This window comes from Massilia sp. YIM B02769, from assembly GCF_030411995.1.
In the GTDB taxonomy this organism is placed as follows: Bacteria; Pseudomonadota; Gammaproteobacteria; order Burkholderiales; family Burkholderiaceae_D; genus Telluria.
Genome location: NZ_JASNRC010000003.1, coordinates 149,312 through 170,178 on the forward strand (window position 1 = coordinate 149,312; position 20,867 = coordinate 170,178).

General features: G+C 66.5%; 15 protein-coding genes. 7 read left to right on the top strand and 8 right to left on the bottom strand.

Going from position 1 to position 20,867, the window contains the following annotated elements; translation table 11 throughout:
- Positions 1 to 13: 13 nt before the first annotated feature.
- A complete protein-coding gene (gene pdxH, locus QPK31_RS05795; RefSeq protein ID WP_290421995.1) occupies positions 14 to 1,222 on the bottom strand; it encodes a pyridoxamine 5'-phosphate oxidase in 1,209 nt (402 codons plus the stop codon).
- Between the two features lie 88 nt (positions 1,223 to 1,310).
- Here pdxH and tcdA point away from each other — a divergent pair, with 88 nt between their 5' ends.
- The 3 genes from tcdA to cysK all read left to right on the top strand — a co-directional run bounded on the left by tcdA (position 1,311) and on the right by cysK (position 3,875).
- Positions 1,311 to 2,174 carry a tRNA cyclic N6-threonylcarbamoyladenosine(37) synthase TcdA gene (tcdA, locus tag QPK31_RS05800; RefSeq protein ID WP_290421996.1) on the top strand — a complete coding sequence of 288 codons (864 nt, stop codon included), beginning with the start codon at positions 1,311 to 1,313 and terminating at the stop codon, positions 2,172 to 2,174.
- 96 nt (positions 2,175 to 2,270) lie between these two features.
- The gene (locus tag QPK31_RS05805) at positions 2,271 to 2,912 is read left to right on the top strand and encodes an FKBP-type peptidyl-prolyl cis-trans isomerase (RefSeq protein ID WP_290421997.1); all 642 of its coding nucleotides are present in this window, start codon (positions 2,271 to 2,273) and stop codon (positions 2,910 to 2,912) included.
- Between the two features lie 33 nt (positions 2,913 to 2,945).
- On the top strand, positions 2,946 to 3,875 hold the full coding sequence (gene cysK / locus QPK31_RS05810; RefSeq protein WP_290421998.1) for a cysteine synthase A: 930 nt from the start codon (positions 2,946 to 2,948) through the stop codon (positions 3,873 to 3,875).
- Between the two features lie 228 nt (positions 3,876 to 4,103).
- Here cysK and QPK31_RS05815 read toward each other — a convergent pair whose 3' ends face one another.
- The 6 genes from QPK31_RS05815 to QPK31_RS05840 form a co-directional block, all read right to left on the bottom strand.
- Positions 4,104 to 5,054 carry a cation diffusion facilitator family transporter gene (locus tag QPK31_RS05815; protein WP_290421999.1) on the bottom strand — a complete coding sequence of 317 codons (951 nt, stop codon included), beginning with the start codon at positions 5,052 to 5,054 and terminating at the stop codon, positions 4,104 to 4,106.
- A complete protein-coding gene (locus tag QPK31_RS05820; RefSeq protein ID WP_374045788.1) occupies positions 5,051 to 5,365 on the bottom strand; it encodes an ArsR/SmtB family transcription factor in 315 nt (104 codons plus the stop codon). Before QPK31_RS05820 ends, QPK31_RS05815 begins: the two co-directional genes overlap by 4 nt.
- A gap of 95 nt (positions 5,366 to 5,460) precedes the next feature.
- Positions 5,461 to 6,519 (bottom strand): AI-2E family transporter, encoded by a 1,059-nt coding sequence (locus QPK31_RS05825; RefSeq protein WP_290422001.1) that lies wholly within the window; start codon positions 6,517 to 6,519, stop codon positions 5,461 to 5,463.
- A 218-nt stretch (positions 6,520 to 6,737) separates the two neighbouring features.
- A complete protein-coding gene (locus QPK31_RS05830) occupies positions 6,738 to 9,554 on the bottom strand; it encodes a pitrilysin family protein (RefSeq protein WP_290422002.1) in 2,817 nt (938 codons plus the stop codon).
- Between the two features lie 28 nt (positions 9,555 to 9,582).
- Positions 9,583 to 10,503, bottom strand: a complete 921-nt coding sequence (locus tag QPK31_RS05835) for a metallophosphoesterase (RefSeq protein WP_290422003.1) — start codon at positions 10,501 to 10,503, stop codon at positions 9,583 to 9,585.
- Positions 10,503 to 10,985: a CinA family protein gene (locus tag QPK31_RS05840; protein WP_290422004.1), complete on the bottom strand. Its 483-nt coding sequence runs from the start codon at positions 10,983 to 10,985 to the stop codon at positions 10,503 to 10,505. Before QPK31_RS05840 ends, QPK31_RS05835 begins: the two co-directional genes overlap by 1 nt.
- 397 nt (positions 10,986 to 11,382) lie before the next feature.
- On the opposite strand from QPK31_RS05840, the gene QPK31_RS05845 reads away from it, so the two are divergent.
- Together QPK31_RS05845 and QPK31_RS05850 are read left to right on the top strand one after the other, a co-directional pair.
- On the top strand, positions 11,383 to 13,398 hold the full coding sequence (locus tag QPK31_RS05845; RefSeq protein WP_290422005.1) for an ATP-binding protein: 2,016 nt from the start codon (positions 11,383 to 11,385) through the stop codon (positions 13,396 to 13,398).
- Positions 13,395 to 15,959, top strand: a complete 2,565-nt coding sequence (locus QPK31_RS05850) for an EAL domain-containing protein (RefSeq protein ID WP_290422006.1) — start codon at positions 13,395 to 13,397, stop codon at positions 15,957 to 15,959. Before QPK31_RS05845 ends, QPK31_RS05850 begins: the two co-directional genes overlap by 4 nt.
- A 70-nt stretch (positions 15,960 to 16,029) precedes the next feature.
- Here QPK31_RS05850 and thiL read toward each other — a convergent pair whose 3' ends face one another.
- Positions 16,030 to 16,998, bottom strand: coding sequence for a thiamine-phosphate kinase (thiL, locus tag QPK31_RS05855; RefSeq protein ID WP_290422007.1), 969 nt, complete (start codon positions 16,996 to 16,998; stop codon positions 16,030 to 16,032).
- A 209-nt stretch (positions 16,999 to 17,207) separates the two neighbouring features.
- Here thiL and QPK31_RS05860 point away from each other — a divergent pair, with 209 nt between their 5' ends.
- Together QPK31_RS05860 and gmd are read left to right on the top strand one after the other, a co-directional pair.
- Positions 17,208 to 19,520, top strand: a complete 2,313-nt coding sequence (locus tag QPK31_RS05860; protein WP_290422008.1) for an NADP-dependent malic enzyme — start codon at positions 17,208 to 17,210, stop codon at positions 19,518 to 19,520.
- A 299-nt stretch (positions 19,521 to 19,819) separates the two neighbouring features.
- Positions 19,820 to 20,866, top strand: a complete 1,047-nt coding sequence (gmd, locus tag QPK31_RS05865) for a GDP-mannose 4,6-dehydratase (protein ID WP_290422009.1) — start codon at positions 19,820 to 19,822, stop codon at positions 20,864 to 20,866.
- Position 20,867: the final 1 nt, after the last annotated feature.

Below are 20,867 nucleotides of genomic sequence, written 5' to 3' on the forward strand. Positions count from 1 at the left end.
CAGTGGTGCGATGTTACGGTTGCAGGCGTTCCCGGGTCCAGCTGCCGTCTTCCTGCCGCGTGTAGACGATGCGGTCGTGGAAGCGCGAGCGGCGTCCTTGCCAGAACTCGATGCGCTCGGGCACCAGGCGGAAGCCGCCCCAGTTGGCCGGCCGCGGCGGCGTTTCGCCAGCCTGGGCGGCAACGGCTTCGTAGTTCCGTTCCAGGTCAGCGCGGTTCGCGATCGGCGCGCTTTGCCGGGAAGCGATCGCCGACAGGCGGCTCTTCAAGGGCCTGCTATGGAAATACTTGTCGCTTTCCTCAGTCGAGGTCGTTTCGACCCGGCCCTCGATGCGCACCTGGCGTTCCAGCTCGCTCCAGAAGAATAGCAGAGCAGCGTGCGGGTTGGCGCGCAATTCCTGCGCCTTGCGGCTGTCGTAATTCGTGTACCAGGTGAAGCCGCGCGCGTCGAACTGCTTGACCAGCACGATGCGCGAACTCGGCCGGCCATCCGCATCCACGGTGGCCACGTTCATCGCGTTCGGCTCGTTGACTTCGGCCTTCAGGGCCTGCTCGAACCAGTGCGTGAACTGGGCGATCGGATCGTCCAGCACGTCGTCGTCGTTCAGGCTGGCCTGGCCGTAATCCTTGCGCAGGCCGGCGACGGCGTCGCCGATGGCCGGTGCGGCAACTGCCGGGGCACCATTGCCTACCTCGATGCCACGGCGGCGCCCCATCGCCGCGCCCAGGCGCGCCATCTGCTCGCTTGAAAACAAACGCATGGCCATCGGCGCCATCGTGCTTTCCTCGCGCTCCATGTGGGCCGTGTAACGCTGGACGAAACGCTGCACGCCCGGGCTCGACAGGGTGGCGGCGCTGCCCTCGGCAATCGCCGTCAATTGTTCGTGCAGGTCCTGCCAGATCGCGTCCATCTCCTTGTGGTCCTGCAGGATGGTCGGCGCCAGCCCCTGCAGCGTGGCCGCGTCCTCGCCCTGCGCCACGGCGCGCAGCATCGGGATCAGGTCCTGCTCCTCGTCGTCGTGGTGCAGGTGGGCCGCCTTCTCGAAGTACTTCAGCACCGCAGCTGCCGCCTGGCGCGCCTGTTCGTCGGCGCCGTGTTCGGGCAGGTGCGCGAGCAGGCGTTCGAGGGTGGAGAGCTGCTTGCGGATGCGTCCATGGCAATGCTTGAGGACGGCGATCGGCTGGTCGAAACCAGGGGCGGCATCGAGGAGGGAATCGTTCATGTGCGTTTTTCTGACAGTGGAGATTTTTTTGATTGACCAAGAGGCATTTTAGTGCAGGTGCGATAGATGGGTTCGGTAAAATGGCGGGATGCATACCACCGATACCCCCACCTTCAGCGCCGCCCTCGACGACGAAATCGACTTCGCACGCCGCTTCGGCGGCATCGCCCGCCTGTATGGCGAGCGTGCCCTCGAACGCTTCCGTGCGGCGCACGTTTGCGTGATCGGCGTGGGCGGCGTCGGCTCCTGGATCGTCGAGGCCCTGGCGCGCAGCGCGGTCGGCCACCTGACCCTGATCGACCTCGACAACGTGGCCGAATCGAACATCAACCGCCAGATCCAGGCCCTCACCAGCACCGTCGGCATGCCGAAGATCGAGGCCCTGCGCGAGCGCATCGCCCAGATCAACCCGTTCTGCAAGGTGACGCTGATCGAGGATTTCGTCGACCCGGACAACATCCCGCAGATGGTGGGCGGCAAGGGTTTCGACTACGTGGTCGATGCCATCGACAGCGTGAAGGCCAAGGCCGCGCTGATCGCCTACTGCCGTGACCACAAGCTGCCGCTGGTGACCATCGGCGGCGCCGGCGGCCAGATCGATCCGACCAAGATCGAGGTGCGCGACCTGGCCCGTACCGAGCAGGAACCGCTGCTGAAAAAGGTGCGCAAGCTGCTGCGCGCGCAGTACGGTTTTTCGCGCGGCGAGAAGCAGAAATACCACATCGACGCCGTGTTCTCGATGGAGCCGCTGCGTTATCCCGAAGCCGAGGATGCCTGCGAGATCGGTAGCAGTGTGACAGGCCTGAACTGCGCCGGCTTCGGTTCGAGCATGGTGGTCACCGCCAGCTTCGGCATGATTGCTGCCGGCCATATCCTGCGCAAAATGGCAGAAGCGGCCGAGGCGGACAGCATGGACGCGCCGGACGCGCTGGCGTTGCCGGAGACCGCGTGAACGAAAGGTAAGGCGGTGTAACGGGGCTGTCACCGCGCCGTGTGGCTTTGCTATCATAGGATGATCGATTGAAATCCTGTTATTGAAAGAGACCACATGATCCGTCGTACTTCCTTCCTGGCCCTGCTGCTCGCCAGCGCTGCCGTCTACGCCCAGCAGGGCGCCCCGGTGACCGCTCCGCAAAACGCCGCAGCCGGCGCCGACCAGGCCGCCACCACCGTGCGCCAGCAGGGCGTGCAAAGCGCCGCCGACCAGGCCGCCGCCGGTTCGCAGCAAGCCGCCGGCGTGGCCGGCCAGGCCGCCCAGAGCGGCGCCGAAGCCGTCAGCGGCGCGGCCCAGGATGCCGCTGCCGCCGCCCAGGCGCCGCAGCCGGTCGTGCCAAGCGAACCCCAGCTCGAAATCGTCGACCGCGTGGTCGGCAAGGGCCAAACGGCCGAGCTCGGCCACAAGGTCACCGTCAACTACACGGGCTGGTTCTACAAGCCGATGGCGCGCAACCAGCGCGGCCGCAAGTTCGACTCCTCGCTCGACGCCGGCCGCACGCCGCTCGACTTCCAGCTGGGCGCCGGCCAGGTCATCAAGGGCTGGGAGCAGGGCGTGGCCGGGATGAAAGTGGGCGGCAAGCGCACCCTGATCATCCCGAGCCGCCTGGCCTATGGTGCGCGCGGCGCACCGGGCGGCTCGATTCCGCCGGATTCCGACCTGATCTTCGAGGTGGAACTGCTCGGCGTAAAATAAGCATCAGCCAACAACCAACAGTGGGGGTGTGGAATGCGCGTCGCAAACGATGTCACTGAGCTGATCGGCAATACGCCGCTGGTCAGGATCCGCAAGCTGGGCCAGGGCGGGGCCGAAGTCCTCGCCAAGCTCGAGTTCTACAACCCCGCGCACAGCGTCAAGGACCGCATCGGCCTGGCGATGATCGAGGCGGCGGAAAAGGCCGGCAAGATCGGCCCGGACACCGTCGTGGTCGAGCCGACCAGCGGCAACACCGGCATCGCGCTGGCGATGGTATGCGCGGCGCGCGGCTACCGCTGCAAGCTGGTCATGCCCGAAACCATGAGCAACGAGCGGCGCATGCTGCTGCGCGCCTACGGCGCCGAACTGGTGCTCACCCCGGGCGCCGAAGGCATGGTCGGCGCCATCCGCCGCGCCGAAGAAATCGTCGCGGCCGACCCGCGCGCCTTCATGCCCCAGCAGTTCAACAACCCCGCCAACCCCGAGGTCCACCGCCGCACCACGGCCGAGGAAATCTGGCGCGATACCGACGGCAAGGTCGACATCGTGGTGGCCGGCGTCGGTACCGGCGGCACGATCACCGGCGTGGGCGAGGTGCTGAAGGAACGCAAGCCGGGCTTCCAGGCGATCGCGGTGGAGCCGGAAGCGTCGCCGATGCTGTCCAAAGGAACCAAGGGGCCGCACCCGATCCAGGGGATCGGCGCCGGCTTCGTGCCGCAGGTGTTGAATACCGGGATCTACGATGAAGTGATCGCGGTGCGCAACGAGGATGCCTTCGAGACGGCAAGGGCGGCGGCGCGCGAGGAAGGATTGCTGGTCGGGATTTCGTCGGGCGCGGCCTTGTGGGCGGCGCTGCAGGTGGCGCAGCGGCCGCAGAACGCGGGCAAGCTGATCGTGACGATCATTCCGTCGTTCGGCGAGCGCTACCTCAGTACTGCACTCTTCGCTAACCTCGCCGGCTGATTGAGGCCTGTGGCCTTGATCGTAAGGTGGGCACCCCGTGCCCACGCGGTTACGTGCGTATCCATCGTCGTTGGCCGTAACACATCGCTCCGCAGCGCAACTATCAACGGCAAACCCGAACGGGTTAACGCTTCGCTCATCGTTTCGAGCGACATGGCACAGCAAACGCAGAAAGCATGCGCACGTAACCGCGTGGGCACGGAGTGCCCACCGTACGGTCTTGGCTAACTAGCTTGCATGCGCCAGCGCACACCCGTGCCTCGTCGTCCCTTCCTCCACCTGCAAGGTGCAATGGTGAATCCCATGCTCCTTCTTCAACGCCGCCACGGTCTCGTCGAGGAAGCCATCCCCCGGATACCCGCCCGGCATCACCAGGTGGGCCGTCAGCGCGTTTTCGGTCGTACTCATCGCCCAGATATGCAGGTCGTGCACGCTCGTCACGCCCGGCCGCGCTTCCAGGAAGTGCTCGACCGCGTGCGCATCGACGCTGGCCGGCACCGCCGCCATCGCCATCTGCAGCGATTCGTGCAGCAGCGACCAGGTGCCCCAGACGATCACCAGCACGATCGCCAGGCTGACAGCCGGGTCGAGCCAGGTCCAGTCGGTGACCATGATCACCAGGCCGGAAATCACCACGCCCAGCGAGATCGCCGCATCGGCCGCCATGTGCAGGTAGGCGCCGCGCACGTTCAGGTCGCCTTTGCTGCCGGCCATGAACAGCCAGGCCGAGAAGCCGTTGATCGCCACGCCGATGGCCGCCACCACCGACACCGTGACGCCCGCCACCGGATGCGGCTCGGCGATGCGCTGCACGGCTTCCCAGGCGATCGCGCCGCAGGCTACCAGCAGCAGCAGGGCGTTTGCCAGCGCCGCCAGGATCGAGGAGCTGCGCAGGCCGTAGGTATAGCGCGCACTCGGGGCGCGCCTGGCCAGCACGGCCGCGCCCCAGGCCAGCACCAGGCCCAGCACGTCCGACAAATTGTGGCCGGCATCGGCCATCAGTGCGGTGGAGTTGGCCAGGAAGCCGTAGATGAATTCGATGGCGACAAAGGCCGTGTTCAGGCCGATCGCCAGGGCAAAGGCACGGCCGTGGCCTTCGACCGGGGCGTGGTGGTGATGGTGGCCGTGCCCATGAGCGTGCCCATGCGCGTGGTCGTGATGATGATGGTCATGGCTCATGGTTCGTTTCCGTTGGCGGGTTCGGCGATGTGCTCGAACATGTTCGATAGCAGGGTACTGATGTGGGCGTCGGCGGCAGCGTAGAACACCTGCTTGCCCTGGCGTTCGGCCTTCACGATACGCGCCGCACGCAGCAGGCGCAGATGGTGACTGACCAGGGAGCTGGACAGGTTCAGGGCCGTGGCGATGTCGCCCACCGCCGTTGGCTGCGCCAGGCAGGCCAGCACGATGCGCAGGCGGGTGGCGTCGCCGAGCAGGTGGAAGAGGTCGGCCACCTGCTCGACATGATCGGATTCGGCGGGAATAGTCATCATTAACATGTGAATAGATGTTCACATGTTAGTGTAAAAAGATGGGGCCGGCAAGCACGCATGTGCAGGCCGGCCCCGTTACCATTTTCGGGGCTTTACTGCGGGTGGAATTCCTCGGCCGACGCAAACATCTCCCAGGCCGCGATGAACAGCGCCGCGATTACCGGCCCGATCACGAAACCGTTCAGCCCGAACAGCGCCATGCCGCCCAGGGTCGACAGCAGCACCAGGTAGTCCGGCATCTTGGTGTCCTTGCCGACCAGGATAGGGCGCAGGATGTTGTCGACCAGGCCGATCACCAGCACGCCAAAGGCGATCAGCACCACGCCCTGCCAGATCGCGCCCGTCACCAGGAAATAGACCGCCACCGGCGCCCAGACAATCGCCGCGCCCACGGCCGGCAGCAGCGACAGGAAGGCCATCACCACGCCCCACAGCAGCGGCGCCTGCACGTCCAGGAACCAGAAGATCAGGCCGCCGAGGGCACCCTGGGCGATGGCGACCAGCACGTTGCCCTTCACGGTGGCGCGGATCACGGTGGTGAAGTTGTCGAACAGGCGCTGCTTGTACATGCGGCTGAGCGGCACGGCGCGCTTGATGCGGTTGGCCAGGCCCTGGCCGTCGCGCAGGAGGAAGAACAGCAAATACAGCATGATGGTCAGGCTGACCAGGAAGTCGAAGGTATTCCGGCCGAAGTTAATGGCGTAGCGCGCGAACACCTGGCTGACCTGGGCCGCGCCTTCGGACAGCTTCTGTTCCAGCGAGGCCAGGTCGGTGACCTCGAAGCGCTCCAGCACGGACACGATCCAGTCCGGCAGCACGCCGACGATCTGCTGGAAGTAGCGGCCGAAATCGATCTGTCCCGAGCCGATCATGTCGTAGATGCCGAGCGCCTGGCGCACCAGCGAGGCGCCGATCAGGGACAGCGGCAGGATCACCATCACGATGATCGAGAACAGGGTGAGCAGGGCGGCGACGGTCGGCTTTTGCTTGGTCACGGGCAGCAGGCGTCGGTACAGCGGCGCGAACAGGATCGCCAGCACCATGCCCCAGAACACCGCGCCGGAGTAGGGCAGCAGGATCCAGCCGAAGGCGATGGTGACCAGGGTGAGCAGGAGAAGGAAGAACTTTTGCTGGATCGTGAATTGGTTCATGGGCCGCCGGTGTGTGAATACAGTGGGGCCATGATAGACGATTCGACAACCCGGCGTTCGGAGAACGCGTGCGTTGTCCTGCGCGAGATACTGAAAGGTTTGCTTCCGTGCAGATGGTGAGACAGCGTGGGCTCGTCGTTAATGCCCTCGGCATTAACGACCCCACCTTACGAAAAACGCGCGGCGCGTCGGGTGGGGACGGGTTCCCACCCGACGGGTTACGGCAGCAGCTGTCCTTCGCTGTCGCGCAGTTCGATCGGTCCCAGTTTCAGCTTTTCCAGCTGGGCGACGATGCGCTTGCGGTCGCCCACCGCCACGATGATCAGGCGCGACGGATCGAGGTAGCGGCGCGCCGCTTCCTGTACCTGGGCCGCCGTCACGCCGGCCAGCCTGGCGGGCAGCTGGCGGTAGTAGTCGAGCGGCAGGCCGAAGACAAAGGCTTCGGCCAGGCTGGCGCCGATGTCGGCATTCGTCTCGAAGCCGTTCGGCAGCGACAGCAGCTGGGCGTTGCGTGCGCCCGCCAGTTCGGCTTCAGGCAGCGGCTTGTCGAGCATGGCCTGGGCTTCGCGCAGCAGCTCGGCCACCGAGGCGCCGGTGACATCGGCGCGCACGCTGCCGGCGATGCTGAACGGGCCCGGCGTGCGGCCGTAGCGGAAGCCCGAGAACACGCCGTAGCTGTAGCCCTTTTCCTCGCGCAGATTCTGGTTGATGCGGCTGGTGAACAGGCCGCCGAAGGCCGCGTTCATGACTTCCAGCGCCGGATACTGCTCGCTGGTCCGTTCTGCGCCGAATGCCACGAGGCGCAGCGCGGTCTGCGGCGCACCCGGCTTGTCGACCACCACCACGCGCGCCCCGGTCGGCGTCGGCGTGCCCGGTGCGAAAGGCGGCGCGTCGTCTCCCTGCCAGGCGCCGAAGTGGCGTTCGGCCAACGCCTTCAGTTCCTCGCGCGTGACGTCGCCGGTGACCACCAGCGCCGCGTTCGATGGCACGTAGTGGCGGCGCCAGAAGCCCAGTACATCCTCGCGCGTGACGGCGCGGATCGCCGGTTCGGTACCCAGCTGGCCAAAGCCGTAAGGGTGGCGCGGCCCGTACAGGGCGCCGGCGGCGGCCACCGAGGCCACGGCTTCGGCTTCGTCGCGCTGGCCCAGCAGGTCGCCCAGGCGGCTGGCGCGCTGGCGCTCCACTTCCTCAGGCGGGAACGCCGGGTGCAGCACCACGTCGGCCATGATGCCGAAGGCCTGCTCGAAGGTCGAGCGCAAGGCCAGCAGCGAGACCGCCGAGGCATTCGTGCCGCTGTCTGCATCCAGGAAGGCGCCCAGCTGCGCGATCTCGTCGGCAATCGCCAGCGCGCTGCGCTTGGCTGTGCCTTCGGTGAGCATCTGCGCCGTGAAGCCGGCCAGGCCGGGCAGGGCCAGCGGATTGCTGTCGGCGCCGCTCTTGACCACGATTTCGGCCGACACCAGCGGCAGCGCCGGGTTCCGGTGGTGGATCACGGTCAGGCCGTTCGCCAGCCGGAAGGATTCGCCCTGCGGCAGCTGGAAGACCGGCGCCGGGCCGGCTTGCGGTGCCTTCGCACGCCAGGTTTCGGCTGGGTTGACGCCGGCGTTCTTCGCCTTGGCAGTCTTCCGGGTCTTCGGCACCGGCGGATCGTGCGGCAGCTTCGGTTCGCCCGGCACGCCGGACACGACCACGCGGTGCTTCGCCTGCAGCCAGGTGTTCACGGCGCGCTGCACGTCGCCTGCCGTGATGCGGCGCAGGGCGGCGATGTCCTGCGCCAGGTAGCCGGGGTCGCCGGTGAACTGGTTGTAGTGGTTCAGCTGGTCGGCCAGGCCGTCGCCGCCCAGCTGCTCCAGGCCGGTGAGCATGGCGGTTTCGATCTGGCGCTTGGCGCGCTCGACTTCCTGTGCGCTCGGGCCGTGCTCGCGCAGGGCGGCCAGTTCGGCGTCGACCGCCGCTTCCAGTTCCTGCGCCGTGTGGCCGGCGCGCGCCGTGACCTCGATCAGGAAGGTCGAGGCAAGCGCCCGCGCATCCTGGTCGGCGTCGACGTCCTGGGCGATCTGGCGCTCGTAGACCAGGGACTTGTACAGGCGGCTGGACTTGCCGCCGGCGAGGATCTGGGCCGCCACCGACAGTTCGGCGTCGCCCGGCTGGTAGGCCGGCGGCGTGAGCCAGCCCATGTAGACGCGCGGCAGCTCGACGCGGTCGGGCACGATCAGGCGGCGCTCGGCCGTGATCGGCGGCGTTGTCACCTGAGGGCGCTCGACGTCGGGGCCGCGTTTCAGGCTGCCGAAATACTTCGCCACCAGGGCGCGCGCCTTCACCTTGTCGATGTCGCCGGCGATCACGATGCTGGCGTTGTTCGGGCCGTAGTAGCGCGTGAAGAAGTCGCGCACGTCGGCCAGTTTCGCGTTCTGGATGTCGGTGTGCGAACCGATCACCGAGGCGTAATACGGGTGCTCGGGCGGGAACAGCGCGTGGTTCAGGGCTTCCTCGACGATCCCGTAGGGTTCATTTTCCACGGTTTCGCGGCGCTCGTTGCGCACCACGTCCTGCTGGTTGGTGAGCGATTTCTGGTCGAGCACGTCGAGCAGGTAGCCCATGCGGTCGGCGTGCACCCACAGGGCCAGCTCGAGCTGGTTGGCGGGCACGGTGTCGTAGTAGCTGGTGCTGTCGTAGCCGGTGCCGCCATTGCTGTCGCTGGCGCCGGCGCTTTCCAGCAGGCGGTCGGCCAGGCCGCGCGGCAGGTGCTTGCTACCGGCGAACATCATGTGCTCGAACAGGTGGGCGAAGCCGGCCAGGCCGGGCGCCTCGTTGGCCGGGCCGACGTGGTACCAGACGTTCACGGCCACCAGCGGCAGGCGCCTGTCTTCCACCAGGATGACTTGCAGGCCGTTCGGCAGCGTGTATTTGTCGAAGGCGACGCTTGGCACGTCGGCGGGGGCAGCAGGGGCCGCGGCGCTACCACCAGGTTGTGCGCCAGCGCTATTCAAAGCGGCCAGCAGCACAGAGGCGGCAAACAGCGGTCGGGTTTTCATGCGGTACTCCAGAATCATTCAGTATAAGTCAGTGGCAGGCGGCGCTGCCATGGTCGGGCGGCGATGCGTTCGGCAACTCAGGTGGGGTCGCTTCCAGCAATTCCCAGTCGTAGCCGTCCTCGCGCAGCTGCAAACGCAGCACGGCATTGCGGCTGGCGTCGCGCGTTTCGCTGTGCTTCTCGAACAGGAGAAAGGGCGTGGCAAAGGCGCCGCCGGTGCCGACCACGAACTGGCGCATCCCGCGCGGGTCGTGCTTGCCGTGCGCATCCTGCGGCGCGAAGCGTTCGTAATCGTGGTCGTGCCCGGACAATACCAGTTCCGCGCCGGCCGCGTGCAGCAGGGCCCAGGCATCGCGCATCTTCGGCACGCTGCCATGTCCGCCCGAACTGTACAGCGGATGGTGCCAGAAGGCGAGGGTGCAACGGCGCGGGTTGTCTTTCAGCTCCTCGCGCAGCCAGTCCAGCTGGGCCGCATGAGCGGCGGGCGCCAGGTTGCTGTCGAGCGAGATCACGCGCCAGCTGCCGAGGTCCAGGCTGTACCAGCTGCGCTCCGGGCGTCCGGCGCGTGCGCCGAAATAGGCGAAATAGGGCAGGGCGCCCTTCGTGTAGTACTCGTGGTTGCCGGGCGTGGACCAGGTGCGGTCCTTGAAGCGGCCCCAGGTCGGATCGTAGCAGTCGGCGAATTCCTTCGCCGTGCCGCGCGGGTAGGTGTGGTCGCCCAGGGTCAGCACCACGGCCTGCGGATCGGCGGCCAGGCCGTACGCCACCACGGCGGCGGTATCGGCCGCGCCCGACCAGCGCGGGTCGGGATGGGCGCAGCGGGCGATGTCGCCGGCGGCGTAGACGATTTGTGCAGGCGGCGTTTGCACCGGCGCCCCCTGCACGGCAAGAGCGGGCGCGAGCAGACCCAGGCCCGCCAGCGACAGGTGGAACCGGCGCGCCGCCCGCACTATTCAATAAAGCGCAAGAGTCCGCGCAGCGCGTGGATGACGGTCTGTTCGCGCACGGCCTGGCGGTCGCCCTGGAACACCAGGCGCTCCGTGAACGTGGTGTCGCCGCGCGACCAGCCGAAACAGACCGTGCCGACCGGCTTGCCCGGCACCGCGCCGGTGGGGCCGGCAATCCCCGTGGTCGAGAGCGACACGTCGGCATTGCTGTTCGAGAGCGCGCCCTCGGCCATGGCGCCGGCGACTTCCTCGCTGACCGAGCCGAATTGCGCGATCAGCGCGGCCGGCACGTCCAGCAGTTCGGCCTTCGAGTTGTTCGAGTAGGTGACGAAGCCGCAATCGAACCAGGCGGTGGAGCCGGCGATCTCGGTGATGGCCTGCGACACGCCGCCGCCGGTGCAGGATTCGGCGGTGGCCAGCACCAGGCGCTTGGCCTGCAATGCCGCGCCGACCTTGGTGGCGAGTTCGATCATTTCGTTGCTCATGCGGCTCCTCCAGTGTCGATACCGTTGCGCCGCAGGCAAAAGGGAGCGGGCGGCGGCGCGGCAGCACTGGCCGCGCAGGAACCATTCTAGCGCGCGGCAGCCGTCGCCGGTGTGGCAAACTTGCAGGGAAAATCCACGCAAATGCTGTCCAAACGACAAGGGATTCGGTAGAGTGGCAGACTTTCAGTGTGCAAAATGTCCCGTGCGACACGTTGACATTCCATACTGCTATCCTGCATCGCGGCGGACTACTGCCGCGTTCTTGTTAACCGATCAAACACCATGCTGCTTCATCAATACGCGAGCTGCCGGCATTGGCCGGCGCGGTCGTGATGGCTTTGTCCATCCGGGCCGCGTGGTGCGCGCGCAAAACCTATTTCTCGAACGGCAAGGCGCCATGATCCGCCTGCCTTCGATCCGCAAGAAGCTGGTTGCCGTCGTGATGGCCACCACCCTGGCCGCGCTGGTGGTCTCGGTCGGGCTGGTGATCGGCTACGACCTGCGCAGTTACCATCGCTCCTTGGTCAACGACCTCTCGACCCAGGCCGAGCTGGTCGGCCACATGACCTCGGCCGCCCTGGCTTTCGACGACGCGCGCCTGGCCGGCGAAAACCTGGCCCTGCTGCGCACCCGTCCGATGGTCGACGCCGCCGCCATCTACGACGACCGCGGGCGCCTGTTCGCCTCCTACGCGGCCGATGGCGCCGGCGCGATCTTCCCGGCGCGCGCCGAAAACGCCGCCGCGCGCATCGAGGGCGACCACCTGGTGGTGTTCCGTCCCGTGGTCGAGAACGGCGAAACCGTGGGCACGGTCTGGCTGCGCGCCGAGAACCGCCTGCTGGCGCGCACCCTGGACTATCTCGCCATCGCACTGGCCGTGACCCTGCTGGCGATGGCGATCGCCTACCTGGTCATGCGGCGCCTGGGCCGCGTGATCACGGCGCCGATCCTGGCGATCACCGAGATCGCCCACGACGTGGTGGCCACGCGCGACTATTCGCGCCGCGCGCCGCGCATCAGCAACGACGAGGCGGCCGAGCTGGTCGACTCCTTCAATGCCATGCTGAGCGAAATCGAGAGCCGCACGCGCGAACTGGAAGACTCGAACGCGACGATCGCGCGCGAAGCCCAGGAGCGTTCGCGCGCCCAGCAGGAAGTGATGCGCCTGAACGAGCAACTCGAACACCGGGTCGACGAGCGCACCCTGCAGCTGGCGCTGGCGAACGCCGAACTGGCCAACGCCATCGACGAGGCGAGGAACGCCAACCAGGCGAAATCGGCGTTTCTCTCCTCGATGAGCCACGAACTGCGCACGCCGCTGAACGCCATCCTCGGTTTCGCCCAGATCCTCACCTCCGAGGCACTGCCGACCACCGACGCGCAAAAGAAGGAATTCTCCAGCCACATCCTGAAGTCCGGGCGCCACCTGCTCACCCTGATCAACGAGATCCTCGACCTGGCCAAGGTGGAGTCGGGCACGATCCCGCTGTCGATGGAGCCGGTGGCCCTGGGCGAGATCCTGGAAGAGTGCCGCACCATGATCGAGCCGCTGGCGGCCGGGCGCGGCATCCGCGTGCTGTTCCCGGAACAGGTGGACGCGGTGCTGCTGGCCGACCGCACGCGCCTGAAGCAGGTGCTCCTGAACTTGCTGTCGAACGCCGTCAAGTACAACCGCGAGGCCGGCGCCGTGGTGCTCGACTGCGCGCACGCCGCGCCGGGGCGCCTGCGCATCTCGGTGCAGGACACCGGCATGGGCCTGCGCCCCGACCAGCTGGACAGCCTGTTCCAGCCCTTCAACCGCCTCGGCCAGGAAGCCGGCGCCCAGGAAGGCACCGGCATCGGCCTGGTGGTCACGCGCCGCCTGGTCGAGCTGATGGGCGGCGCGATCCAGGTCAGCAGCAGCCCTGGCGTGGGCAGCGTGTTCTCGATCGAACTCGGGACCACGGCGCCGCTGGCCGGTCCGAACATGTTCGAGGATGGCGTGGCGGCGCCGCCGCCCGAGCGCGCCGCCGGCGCCCCGCACCTGGTGCTGTACATCGAGGACAATCCGGCCAACCTGAAACTGGTCGAGGAGATCGTGCGCTTCCGGCCTGATTTGCACCTGATCGCCGCGGGCGACGGCCCGGGCGGGCTGGCGCTGGTGCGCGAACGGCATCCCGACATCATTTTGATGGACATTAACCTGCCCGGCATGAGCGGCTACGAGGTGCTGGCCGAACTGCGGCGCGACCCGCAGACGGCCGCGATCCCGGCCATCGCCCTGTCGGCGAACGCCATGGCCGGCGACATCGAGCGCGGCCTGGCGGCGGGCTTCTTCCGCTACCTGACGAAACCGGTCGACATCGACAAGTTCAACGAAGCGATCGACGGCACGCTGGCCCGGCTGGCTGCCAAGAAAGGACAAGAAACATGATCACGCCCACCGACGTGCGGCGCGCCCGCGTGCTGGTCGTCGACGACCAGCCGGTCAACGTGCAGCTGCTCGAATACCTGCTGAAGACCACCGGCTACGAGAACGTGCACAGCACCACCGACCCGCGCCAGGTGGTGGCCCTGCACCTGAAGTACCGCTTCGACCTGATCATCCTCGACCTGCACATGCCGCACATGGACGGCTTCCAGGTGATGGAAGCCCTGAAGCCGCTGGAAAGCGAGTCCTGGCTGCCGGTGCTGGTGGTGACGGCCGAACCGGACAAGAAGCTGGCTGCGCTGGAAGCGGGCGCGCGCGACTTCATCGGCAAGCCGCTCGACACGGTCGAGGTGATGACGCGCATCCGCAACCTGCTCGAAGTGCGCCTGATGCACCGCGAGTCACTGGCCCACGGCGCCAACCTGGAACGCACGGTGCGCGAGCGCACGGCCGAACTGGAACGCTTCCGGCGCGCGATGGACGCCACCGCCGACGGCATCTTCCTGATCGACGCCGCCAGCCTGGCGCTGGTGGATGTCAGCGATGGCGCCTGCCGCATGCTCGGCTTTTCGCGCGACGCCTTGCTGCGCATCGACCCGGTGGCGCTGGGCCTGACCACCGCCGACCAGCTGCAGCGCCACCTCGACACGAATGGCGCCGCCCACGAATCCGACATCGCCGAGACCGAGCTGCTGCGCGCCGGCGGCGAGGGCGCGGTGCCGGTCGAGATCAGCTGGCAGTGGCAGGAAGCGGGCAGCAGCAAACTCCTGATCGCGGTGGCGCGCGACATCAGCGAGCGGCGCCACGCCCAGCAGCGCCTGAAACACCTGGCCAGCTACGACGCGCTGACCGGCCTGCCGAACCGCACCCTGTTCTTCCAGAACCTGCGCGAAGCGATCGAACTGGCCCAGGACAAGACCTGGCGCGTGGCGGTGCTGTTCATCACGCTCGACCGTTTTAAAATCATCAACGATTCGCTGGGGCCGGCGCTGGGCGACGAACTGCTGCGCCAGGTCAGCAACCGCCTGGTGCGGGTGATGGACCTGCGCGACGCCGTCGGCCGCCTGGGCGGCGACGAATTCGCGGTGGTGCTGAACATGACGCGCGAACAGCAGGACGAGCCGGCGCACCTGGCCAACGAGATCCGCGAAGCGCTGCGCACGCCCTTCGACCTGGGCGGGCAGCAGGCGGTGCTGACCGCCAGCATCGGCATCGCCATGTACCCGGACGACGCGGTCGACCCCGGCACGCTGGTGAAATACGCCGACACCGCCATGGTGCGCGCGAAAGAAGCGGGGCGCGACGGCTACCGCTTCTTCACCGCCGGCATGAACGTGCAGGTGCTGGCCCGCCTCGATCTCGAAGTGGCGCTGCGCAGCGCGCTCGAGGGCGGGCAGTTCGTGCTGCACTACCAGCCCAAGCTGGAACTGAACACCGGCCGCGTCACCGGCGTGGAAGCGCTGCTGCGCTGGCACCGTCCCGGCCACGGCCTGGTGTATCCGGCCGAATTCGTGCCGGTGCTGGAAGAAACCGGGATGGTGGTGCGCATCGGCGACTGGATCGTCGACGAGGCCTGCCGCCAGATCGCCGAGTGGAACGAGCAGGGCGTGCGTGAAGTGCGCGTGGCGGTGAACGTGTCGAGCCGCCAGTTCGTCGAGGGCGACCTGGAAAGCGTGGTGCGCGCCGCTATCGAGCGCCACGGCATCGACCCCGGCATGCTGGAACTCGAACTCACCGAGAGCGCGCTGATGACCAACGCCGAGCGCACCATCGCCGTGCTGCAGCGCCTGAAGGCGCTCGGCATCCGCATCGCGATAGACGACTTCGGCACCGGCTATTCCTCGTTGGCTTACCTGAAGCGCTTCCCGATCGACAAACTGAAGATCGACATCGCCTTTGTGCGCGACATCGTCACCAACCCGGACGACGCCGCGATTGCGCTGGCCATCATCAGCATGGCGCACAGCCTGCACATGCAGGTGATCGCCGAAGGCGTGGAAACGCGCGCCCAGATGGCCTATTTGCGGCGCAACCGCTGCGACGAGATCCAGGGCTTCCACTTCTCGCGCGCGCTGCCGGCGGCCCAGCTGGCGGCGCTGGTGCGCAAGAACCGCGCCGCGCCCGACATGCCGGCCGCCGACGACAGCAATGTGCAGACCATCCTGGTGGTCGACGACGAACCCGACACCCTGAGCGCGCTGCACCGTTTGTTCAGGCGCGACAACTACCGGGTGCTGACGGCGTCGTCGCCGGCCGAGGCCTTCGAGGCGCTGGCGCTGTACCGGGTGCAGGTGGTGATGTGCGACCAGCGCATGCCGGTGATGAGCGGCACCGAGTTCCTCAGCAAGGTGAAGGAGATGTATCCGGACACGATGCGGATCATTTTGTCCGGTTACACGGGCGTGAACGTGGTGCTCGATTCGATCAACCGCGGGTCGATCTACAAGTTTTATACGAAGCCGTGGAACGATGCGGAGTTGCGCGACAACGTGCGGCTGGCGTTCCGGCAGTACTGGATGGAGCATGGGCCGTATGATGACCGGAAGGTGCCGCGGGCGGGGTGAGTTCGCGGTGTGCGCACGGGGTGGTGGGTTCGAGAACCCACCCTACACCCACCACGACAACGCTTGAACATCAACCGGCGCTGAAATGGTCCCACCCGCTGACTTGAATCGATACCGGCGCGCCTGACGCATCCACGAACCGTAACCCGGCCTCGGCATCGATGGTCCCGACCCGCGTCACCGCCGTGCCGCTGGCCGCACCCGCCGCAATTACTGCCTCCCGGTCTTCGCGCCGCGCCGCAAAACACAACTCGTAATCGTCGCCACCGGCCACCGTGAAGCGGCGCCGCCACGCCAAAGGCTGGCGCACCAGCACCGGCCCCGCCGGCAGCGCATCCACGTCCAGCGTCGCCCCGACGCCGGATGCCGCCAGGATATGCCCGAGATCGCCCACCAGCCCGTCCGAGATGTCCAGTGCCGCCGGCGGCGAGGCAAAGTCCGCAAGCCGCAGGCCCAGCGCCAGGCGCGGCGTCGGCATGTGCATGCGCGATGCCGCCGCCTCGTGCTCGTCCTCGCCCAGCGCATACTCTTTCCAGTAGCCCGCCAGCGCCAGCCGCGCATCGCCCAGCGTCCCGGAAACCCAGATGTCGTCGCCGGCCCGCGCCGCATCGCGCCGCAGCGCCTGCCCCGGCGCCACTTCGCCGAACACGGTAATGCAGATATTCAGCGGCCCGCGGGTCGTATCGCCGCCGATCAGTTCGCAATCATGGGCATCGGCCAGCGCAAACAACCCCGCCGAAAACCCTGCCAGCCAGTCCGGATTCGCTTCGGGCAGGGCCAGGGCCAGCGTGAACCCGAGCGGCCGCGCGCCCATCGCCGCCAGGTCGGACAGGTTCACCGCCAGGCACTTGTGCCCCAGCATGCGCGGGTCGGCCCCGGCAAAGAAGTGGCGCCCCTCGACCAGCATGTCGGACGAGATCGCCATCTGCATGCCGGGCGTGGGGGCGAGCAGGGCGCAGTCGTCGCCGATGCCGAGCACAGCCTGTCCGGGGCGGTTGCGGCGGAAATAGTGTTTGATGAGATCGAATTCGGAAAGCATGCGCGAATTCTAACGTCGGCAGGCCGACGGCGGACATTGCCACTATATAAATAGCGGCAAACCTCCATTTATAGGCCGGGGTTATAGGGGGATGTCATCTATAAGACTAGCTTATATAACACCCCCGCCAGTGGAAAATACGTAGCCGCCAGAAAGAGTCAGTCTGATAAAATTGGAGGTTCCCCTCTAGTTCAGGAAGGCTGCATAGCATGGATTCGTCATCGGATAAAAAAGAAGAATTACGCCAACAACTGCGTGCTGCAGCGCTCGAATACCACCAGTTTCCCCGCCCCGGCAAGATCGCCGTCACCCCGACCAAGGGCCTGCTGAACCAGCGCGACCTGGCACTGGCCTATTCGCCCGGCGTCGCGGCCCCTTGCGAGGAAATCGTCAAGGACCCGGCGGCCTCGTACAAGTACACCTCGCGCGGCAACCTGGTGGCCGTGATTTCGAACGGCACCGCCGTCCTCGGCCTGGGCAACATCGGCCCACTTGCTTCCAAGCCTGTCATGGAAGGCAAGGGCGTGCTCTTCAAGAAGTTCGCCGCGATCGACGTCTTCGACATCGAGATCGCCGAGAACGACCCCGATAAACTGGTCGACATCATTGCCTCGCTGGAACCGACCTTTGGCGGCGTGAACCTGGAAGACATCAAGGCGCCGGAGTGCTTCTACATCGAGCGCAAACTGCGCGAGCGCATGAAGATCCCGGTCTTCCACGACGACCAGCACGGCACCGCCATCATCGTCGGCGCCGCCATCCTGAACGGCCTGAAGGTGGTCGGCAAGGACATCAAGAACTGCAAGCTCGTCGTCTCCGGCGCCGGCGCCGCGGCCCTGGCCTGCCTCGACCTGATCGTCGACCTCGGCTTCCCGATCGAGAACATTTTCGTGACCGACCTGGCCGGCGTGGTCTACAAGGGCCGCGTCGAACTGATGGACCCGGACAAGGAGCGCTTCGCCCAGGAGACCGAACACCGTACCCTGACCGACATCATTCCCGGCGCCGACATCTTCCTCGGCCTGTCGGCCGGCGGCGTGCTGAAGCCGGACATGGTGGCGCAGATGGCGGCCAACCCGATCATCCTGGCGCTGGCCAACCCGAACCCGGAAATCCTGCCGGAAGACGCGAAAGCCGTGCGCAGCGACGTCATCATCGCCACCGGCCGTTCGGACTATCCGAACCAGGTGAACAACGTCCTCTGCTTCCCCTACATCTTCCGCGGCGCGCTGGACTGCGGTGCGACGACGATTACGCGCGAAATGGAAATCGCCGTGGTGCACGCGATCGCCGACCTGGCCCACGCCGAGCAGTCGGACGTGGTGGCCACCACCTACGGCATCAACAATCTGTCGTTCGGTCCGGAATACCTGATCCCGATGCCGTTCGACCCGCGTTTGCTGACCCACATCGCCCCGGCCGTGGCCAAGGCGGCCATGGATGGCGGCGTGGCCGCGCGTCCGATCGCCGACCTCGACGCCTACGCCGAGAGCCTGCAGCAGATCGTCTACCGCAGCGGCTCCTTCATGAAGCCGCTGTTCCAGGTGGCGAAGAGCACGCCGCCGGAATTGAAACGCATCGTGTATGCCGAGGGCGAGGACGAGCGCGTGCTGCGCGCGGTGCAGGTGGTGGTCGACGAGAAGCTGGCGCGCCCGATCCTGGTCGGCCGTCCGGCCGTGCTGGAGCAGCGCATCGAGAAGTTCGGCCTGCGCCTCAAACTGGGCCAGCACTTCGACGTCATCAACCCAGACTTCGACGAGCGCTACCGCGACTACTGGCAGACTTACCACCAGATGGTGATGCGCAAGGGCGTGACCGCCGACATGGCCAAGCTGGCGATGCGCCGCCGCCATACCCTGATCGGCGCCATGATGATCCACAAGGGCGACGCCGACGGCATGATCTGCGGCACCTACGGCACCACCTGGACCCACCTCGACTTCATCGACAAGGTGCTGGGCCGCCGTCCGGGCGCCGACGTGTACGCGGCGATGAACTTCATCATCACCGAGGAACGCCAGTTGGCGATGGTCGACACCCATGTGAACGACAACCCGACCGCGCACGAGCTGGCCGAGATCACGATCATGGCGGCCGAGGAGCTGGAACGGTTCGGCATCACCCCGCGCGTGGCGCTGGTGTCGCATTCGAACTTCGGCACCTCGGACAGCGAGTCGGCGCAGAAGATGCGCGCCACCCTGGGCCTGGTGCAGCAAAAGGCGCCGCACCTGGAGATCGACGGCGAGATGCACGGCGACGCCGCGCTCGACTCGAAGCTGCGCGCGAAGATCATGCCGCAGTCGACGCTGAAGGGCGACGCCAACCTGGTGGTGATGCCGAACATCGATTCGGCCAACATCGCCTACAACCTGCTGAAGACCGCCGCCGGCAACGGCATCGCGGTGGGTCCGGTGCTGCTCGGCTGCGCCAAGCCGGTGCACATCCTGACGCCGTCGGCCACGGTGCGCCGCATCGTCAACATGACGGCGCTGTGCGTGGTGGACGCGGTATCGAACCGATAAGCCGGAACTTTGCCGGAACTGGAAAGTTCAGTTCCGGTACGCGCAAGTTGCGAGAAGTTTGCGTGCAGTTGAGACCAATCACAGGCGAGCGTGCTCGCCTGTTTTTTTTGGGCTTGAACAAGTAACAATCCGTAAGCGCCCCCTTTCCGTGTGGTGTTTCGCGCAATAATGCTGTCGATTGACGGCTGGGACCGCTGTCCTGTTGCCGTATGGCCGTAACGGAATATGGCTCTGTTACAATAAGTGGTTGTCATAAAAGTATCTGATCGACCCGAGCACTCATCCGGAACTCCAAGACCATGCAAAAAACAACAAAACGCGCCGTCGTCACCGGCATCACCGGCCAGGACGGCGCCTACCTGGCGCAGCTGCTGCTCGACAAGGGCTACCACGTCACCGGCACCTTCCGCCGTGCCAGTTCGACCAATTTCTGGCGCATCGAGGAGCTTGGTATCGCCGCGCACCCGAACCTGTCGCTGGTCGAATACGACCTGACCGACCTGGCCTCGAGCCTGCGCCTGCTCCAGAGCGCCGAGCCGGACGAGGTCTACAACCTGGCTGCGCAGAGCTTCGTCGGCGTCTCCTTCGACCAGCCGTTGACCACCGCCTCGATCACTGGCCTGGGCGCCGTCAACCTGCTCGAGGCGATCCGTCTGGTCAATCCGAAGATCCGCTTCTACCAGGCCTCGACCTCGGAGATGTTCGGCAAGGTGCAGGCCATCCCGCAGGTCGAGGACACCCCGTTCTACCCGCGCAGCCCCTACGGCGTGGCCAAGCTGTACGCGCACTGGATGACGATCAACTACCGCGAGAGCTACGACATCTTCGGCGCCTCGGGCATCCTGTTCAACCACGAGTCGCCGCTGCGCGGCCGCGAGTTCGTCACCCGCAAGATCACCGATTCGGTCGCCAAGATCGTGCTGAACAAGCTCGACGTCCTCGAACTGGGCAACATGGACGCCAAGCGCGACTGGGGCTTCGCCAAGGAATACGTCGAAGGCATGTGGCGCATGCTGCAGGCCGAGCGTCCCGACACCTACGTGCTGGCGACCAACCGCACCGAGACCGTGCGCGACTTCGTCACCATGGCTTTCAAGGGCGCCGACATCAACCTCGAATGGAGCGGCAGCGCCGAGAACGAAATCGCGCGCTGCGCCAGGAGCGGCAAGACCCTGGTGCGCGTGTCGCCGAAGTTCTACCGTCCTGCCGAAGTCGATCTCCTGATCGGCAACCCGGAAAAGGCGAAGCGCGAACTGGGCTGGGAACCGAAGACCACCCTGGAAGAGCTGTGCCAGATGATGGTCGACGCCGACATGCGCCGCAACCAACAGGGCGCCTCGTTCTGAC

Coding starts and splice junctions, on each gene's coding strand:
- pdxH (WP_290421995.1), bottom strand. CDS start 1,222: ATGAACGATTCCCTCCTCGATGCCGCCCCTGGTTTCGACCAGCCGATC.
- tcdA (WP_290421996.1), top strand. CDS start 1,311: ATGCATACCACCGATACCCCCACCTTCAGCGCCGCCCTCGACGACGAA.
- QPK31_RS05805 (WP_290421997.1), top strand. CDS start 2,271: ATGATCCGTCGTACTTCCTTCCTGGCCCTGCTGCTCGCCAGCGCTGCC.
- cysK (WP_290421998.1), top strand. CDS start 2,946: ATGCGCGTCGCAAACGATGTCACTGAGCTGATCGGCAATACGCCGCTG.
- QPK31_RS05815 (WP_290421999.1), bottom strand. CDS start 5,054: ATGAGCCATGACCATCATCATCACGACCACGCGCATGGGCACGCTCAT.
- QPK31_RS05820 (WP_374045788.1), bottom strand. CDS start 5,365: ATGACTATTCCCGCCGAATCCGATCATGTCGAGCAGGTGGCCGACCTC.
- QPK31_RS05825 (WP_290422001.1), bottom strand. CDS start 6,519: ATGAACCAATTCACGATCCAGCAAAAGTTCTTCCTTCTCCTGCTCACC.
- QPK31_RS05830 (WP_290422002.1), bottom strand. CDS start 9,554: ATGAAAACCCGACCGCTGTTTGCCGCCTCTGTGCTGCTGGCCGCTTTG.
- QPK31_RS05840 (WP_290422004.1), bottom strand. CDS start 10,985: ATGAGCAACGAAATGATCGAACTCGCCACCAAGGTCGGCGCGGCATTG.
- QPK31_RS05845 (WP_290422005.1), top strand. CDS start 11,383: ATGATCCGCCTGCCTTCGATCCGCAAGAAGCTGGTTGCCGTCGTGATG.
- QPK31_RS05850 (WP_290422006.1), top strand. CDS start 13,395: ATGATCACGCCCACCGACGTGCGGCGCGCCCGCGTGCTGGTCGTCGAC.
- thiL (WP_290422007.1), bottom strand. CDS start 16,998: ATGCTTTCCGAATTCGATCTCATCAAACACTATTTCCGCCGCAACCGC.
- QPK31_RS05860 (WP_290422008.1), top strand. CDS start 17,208: ATGGATTCGTCATCGGATAAAAAAGAAGAATTACGCCAACAACTGCGT.
- gmd (WP_290422009.1), top strand. CDS start 19,820: ATGCAAAAAACAACAAAACGCGCCGTCGTCACCGGCATCACCGGCCAG.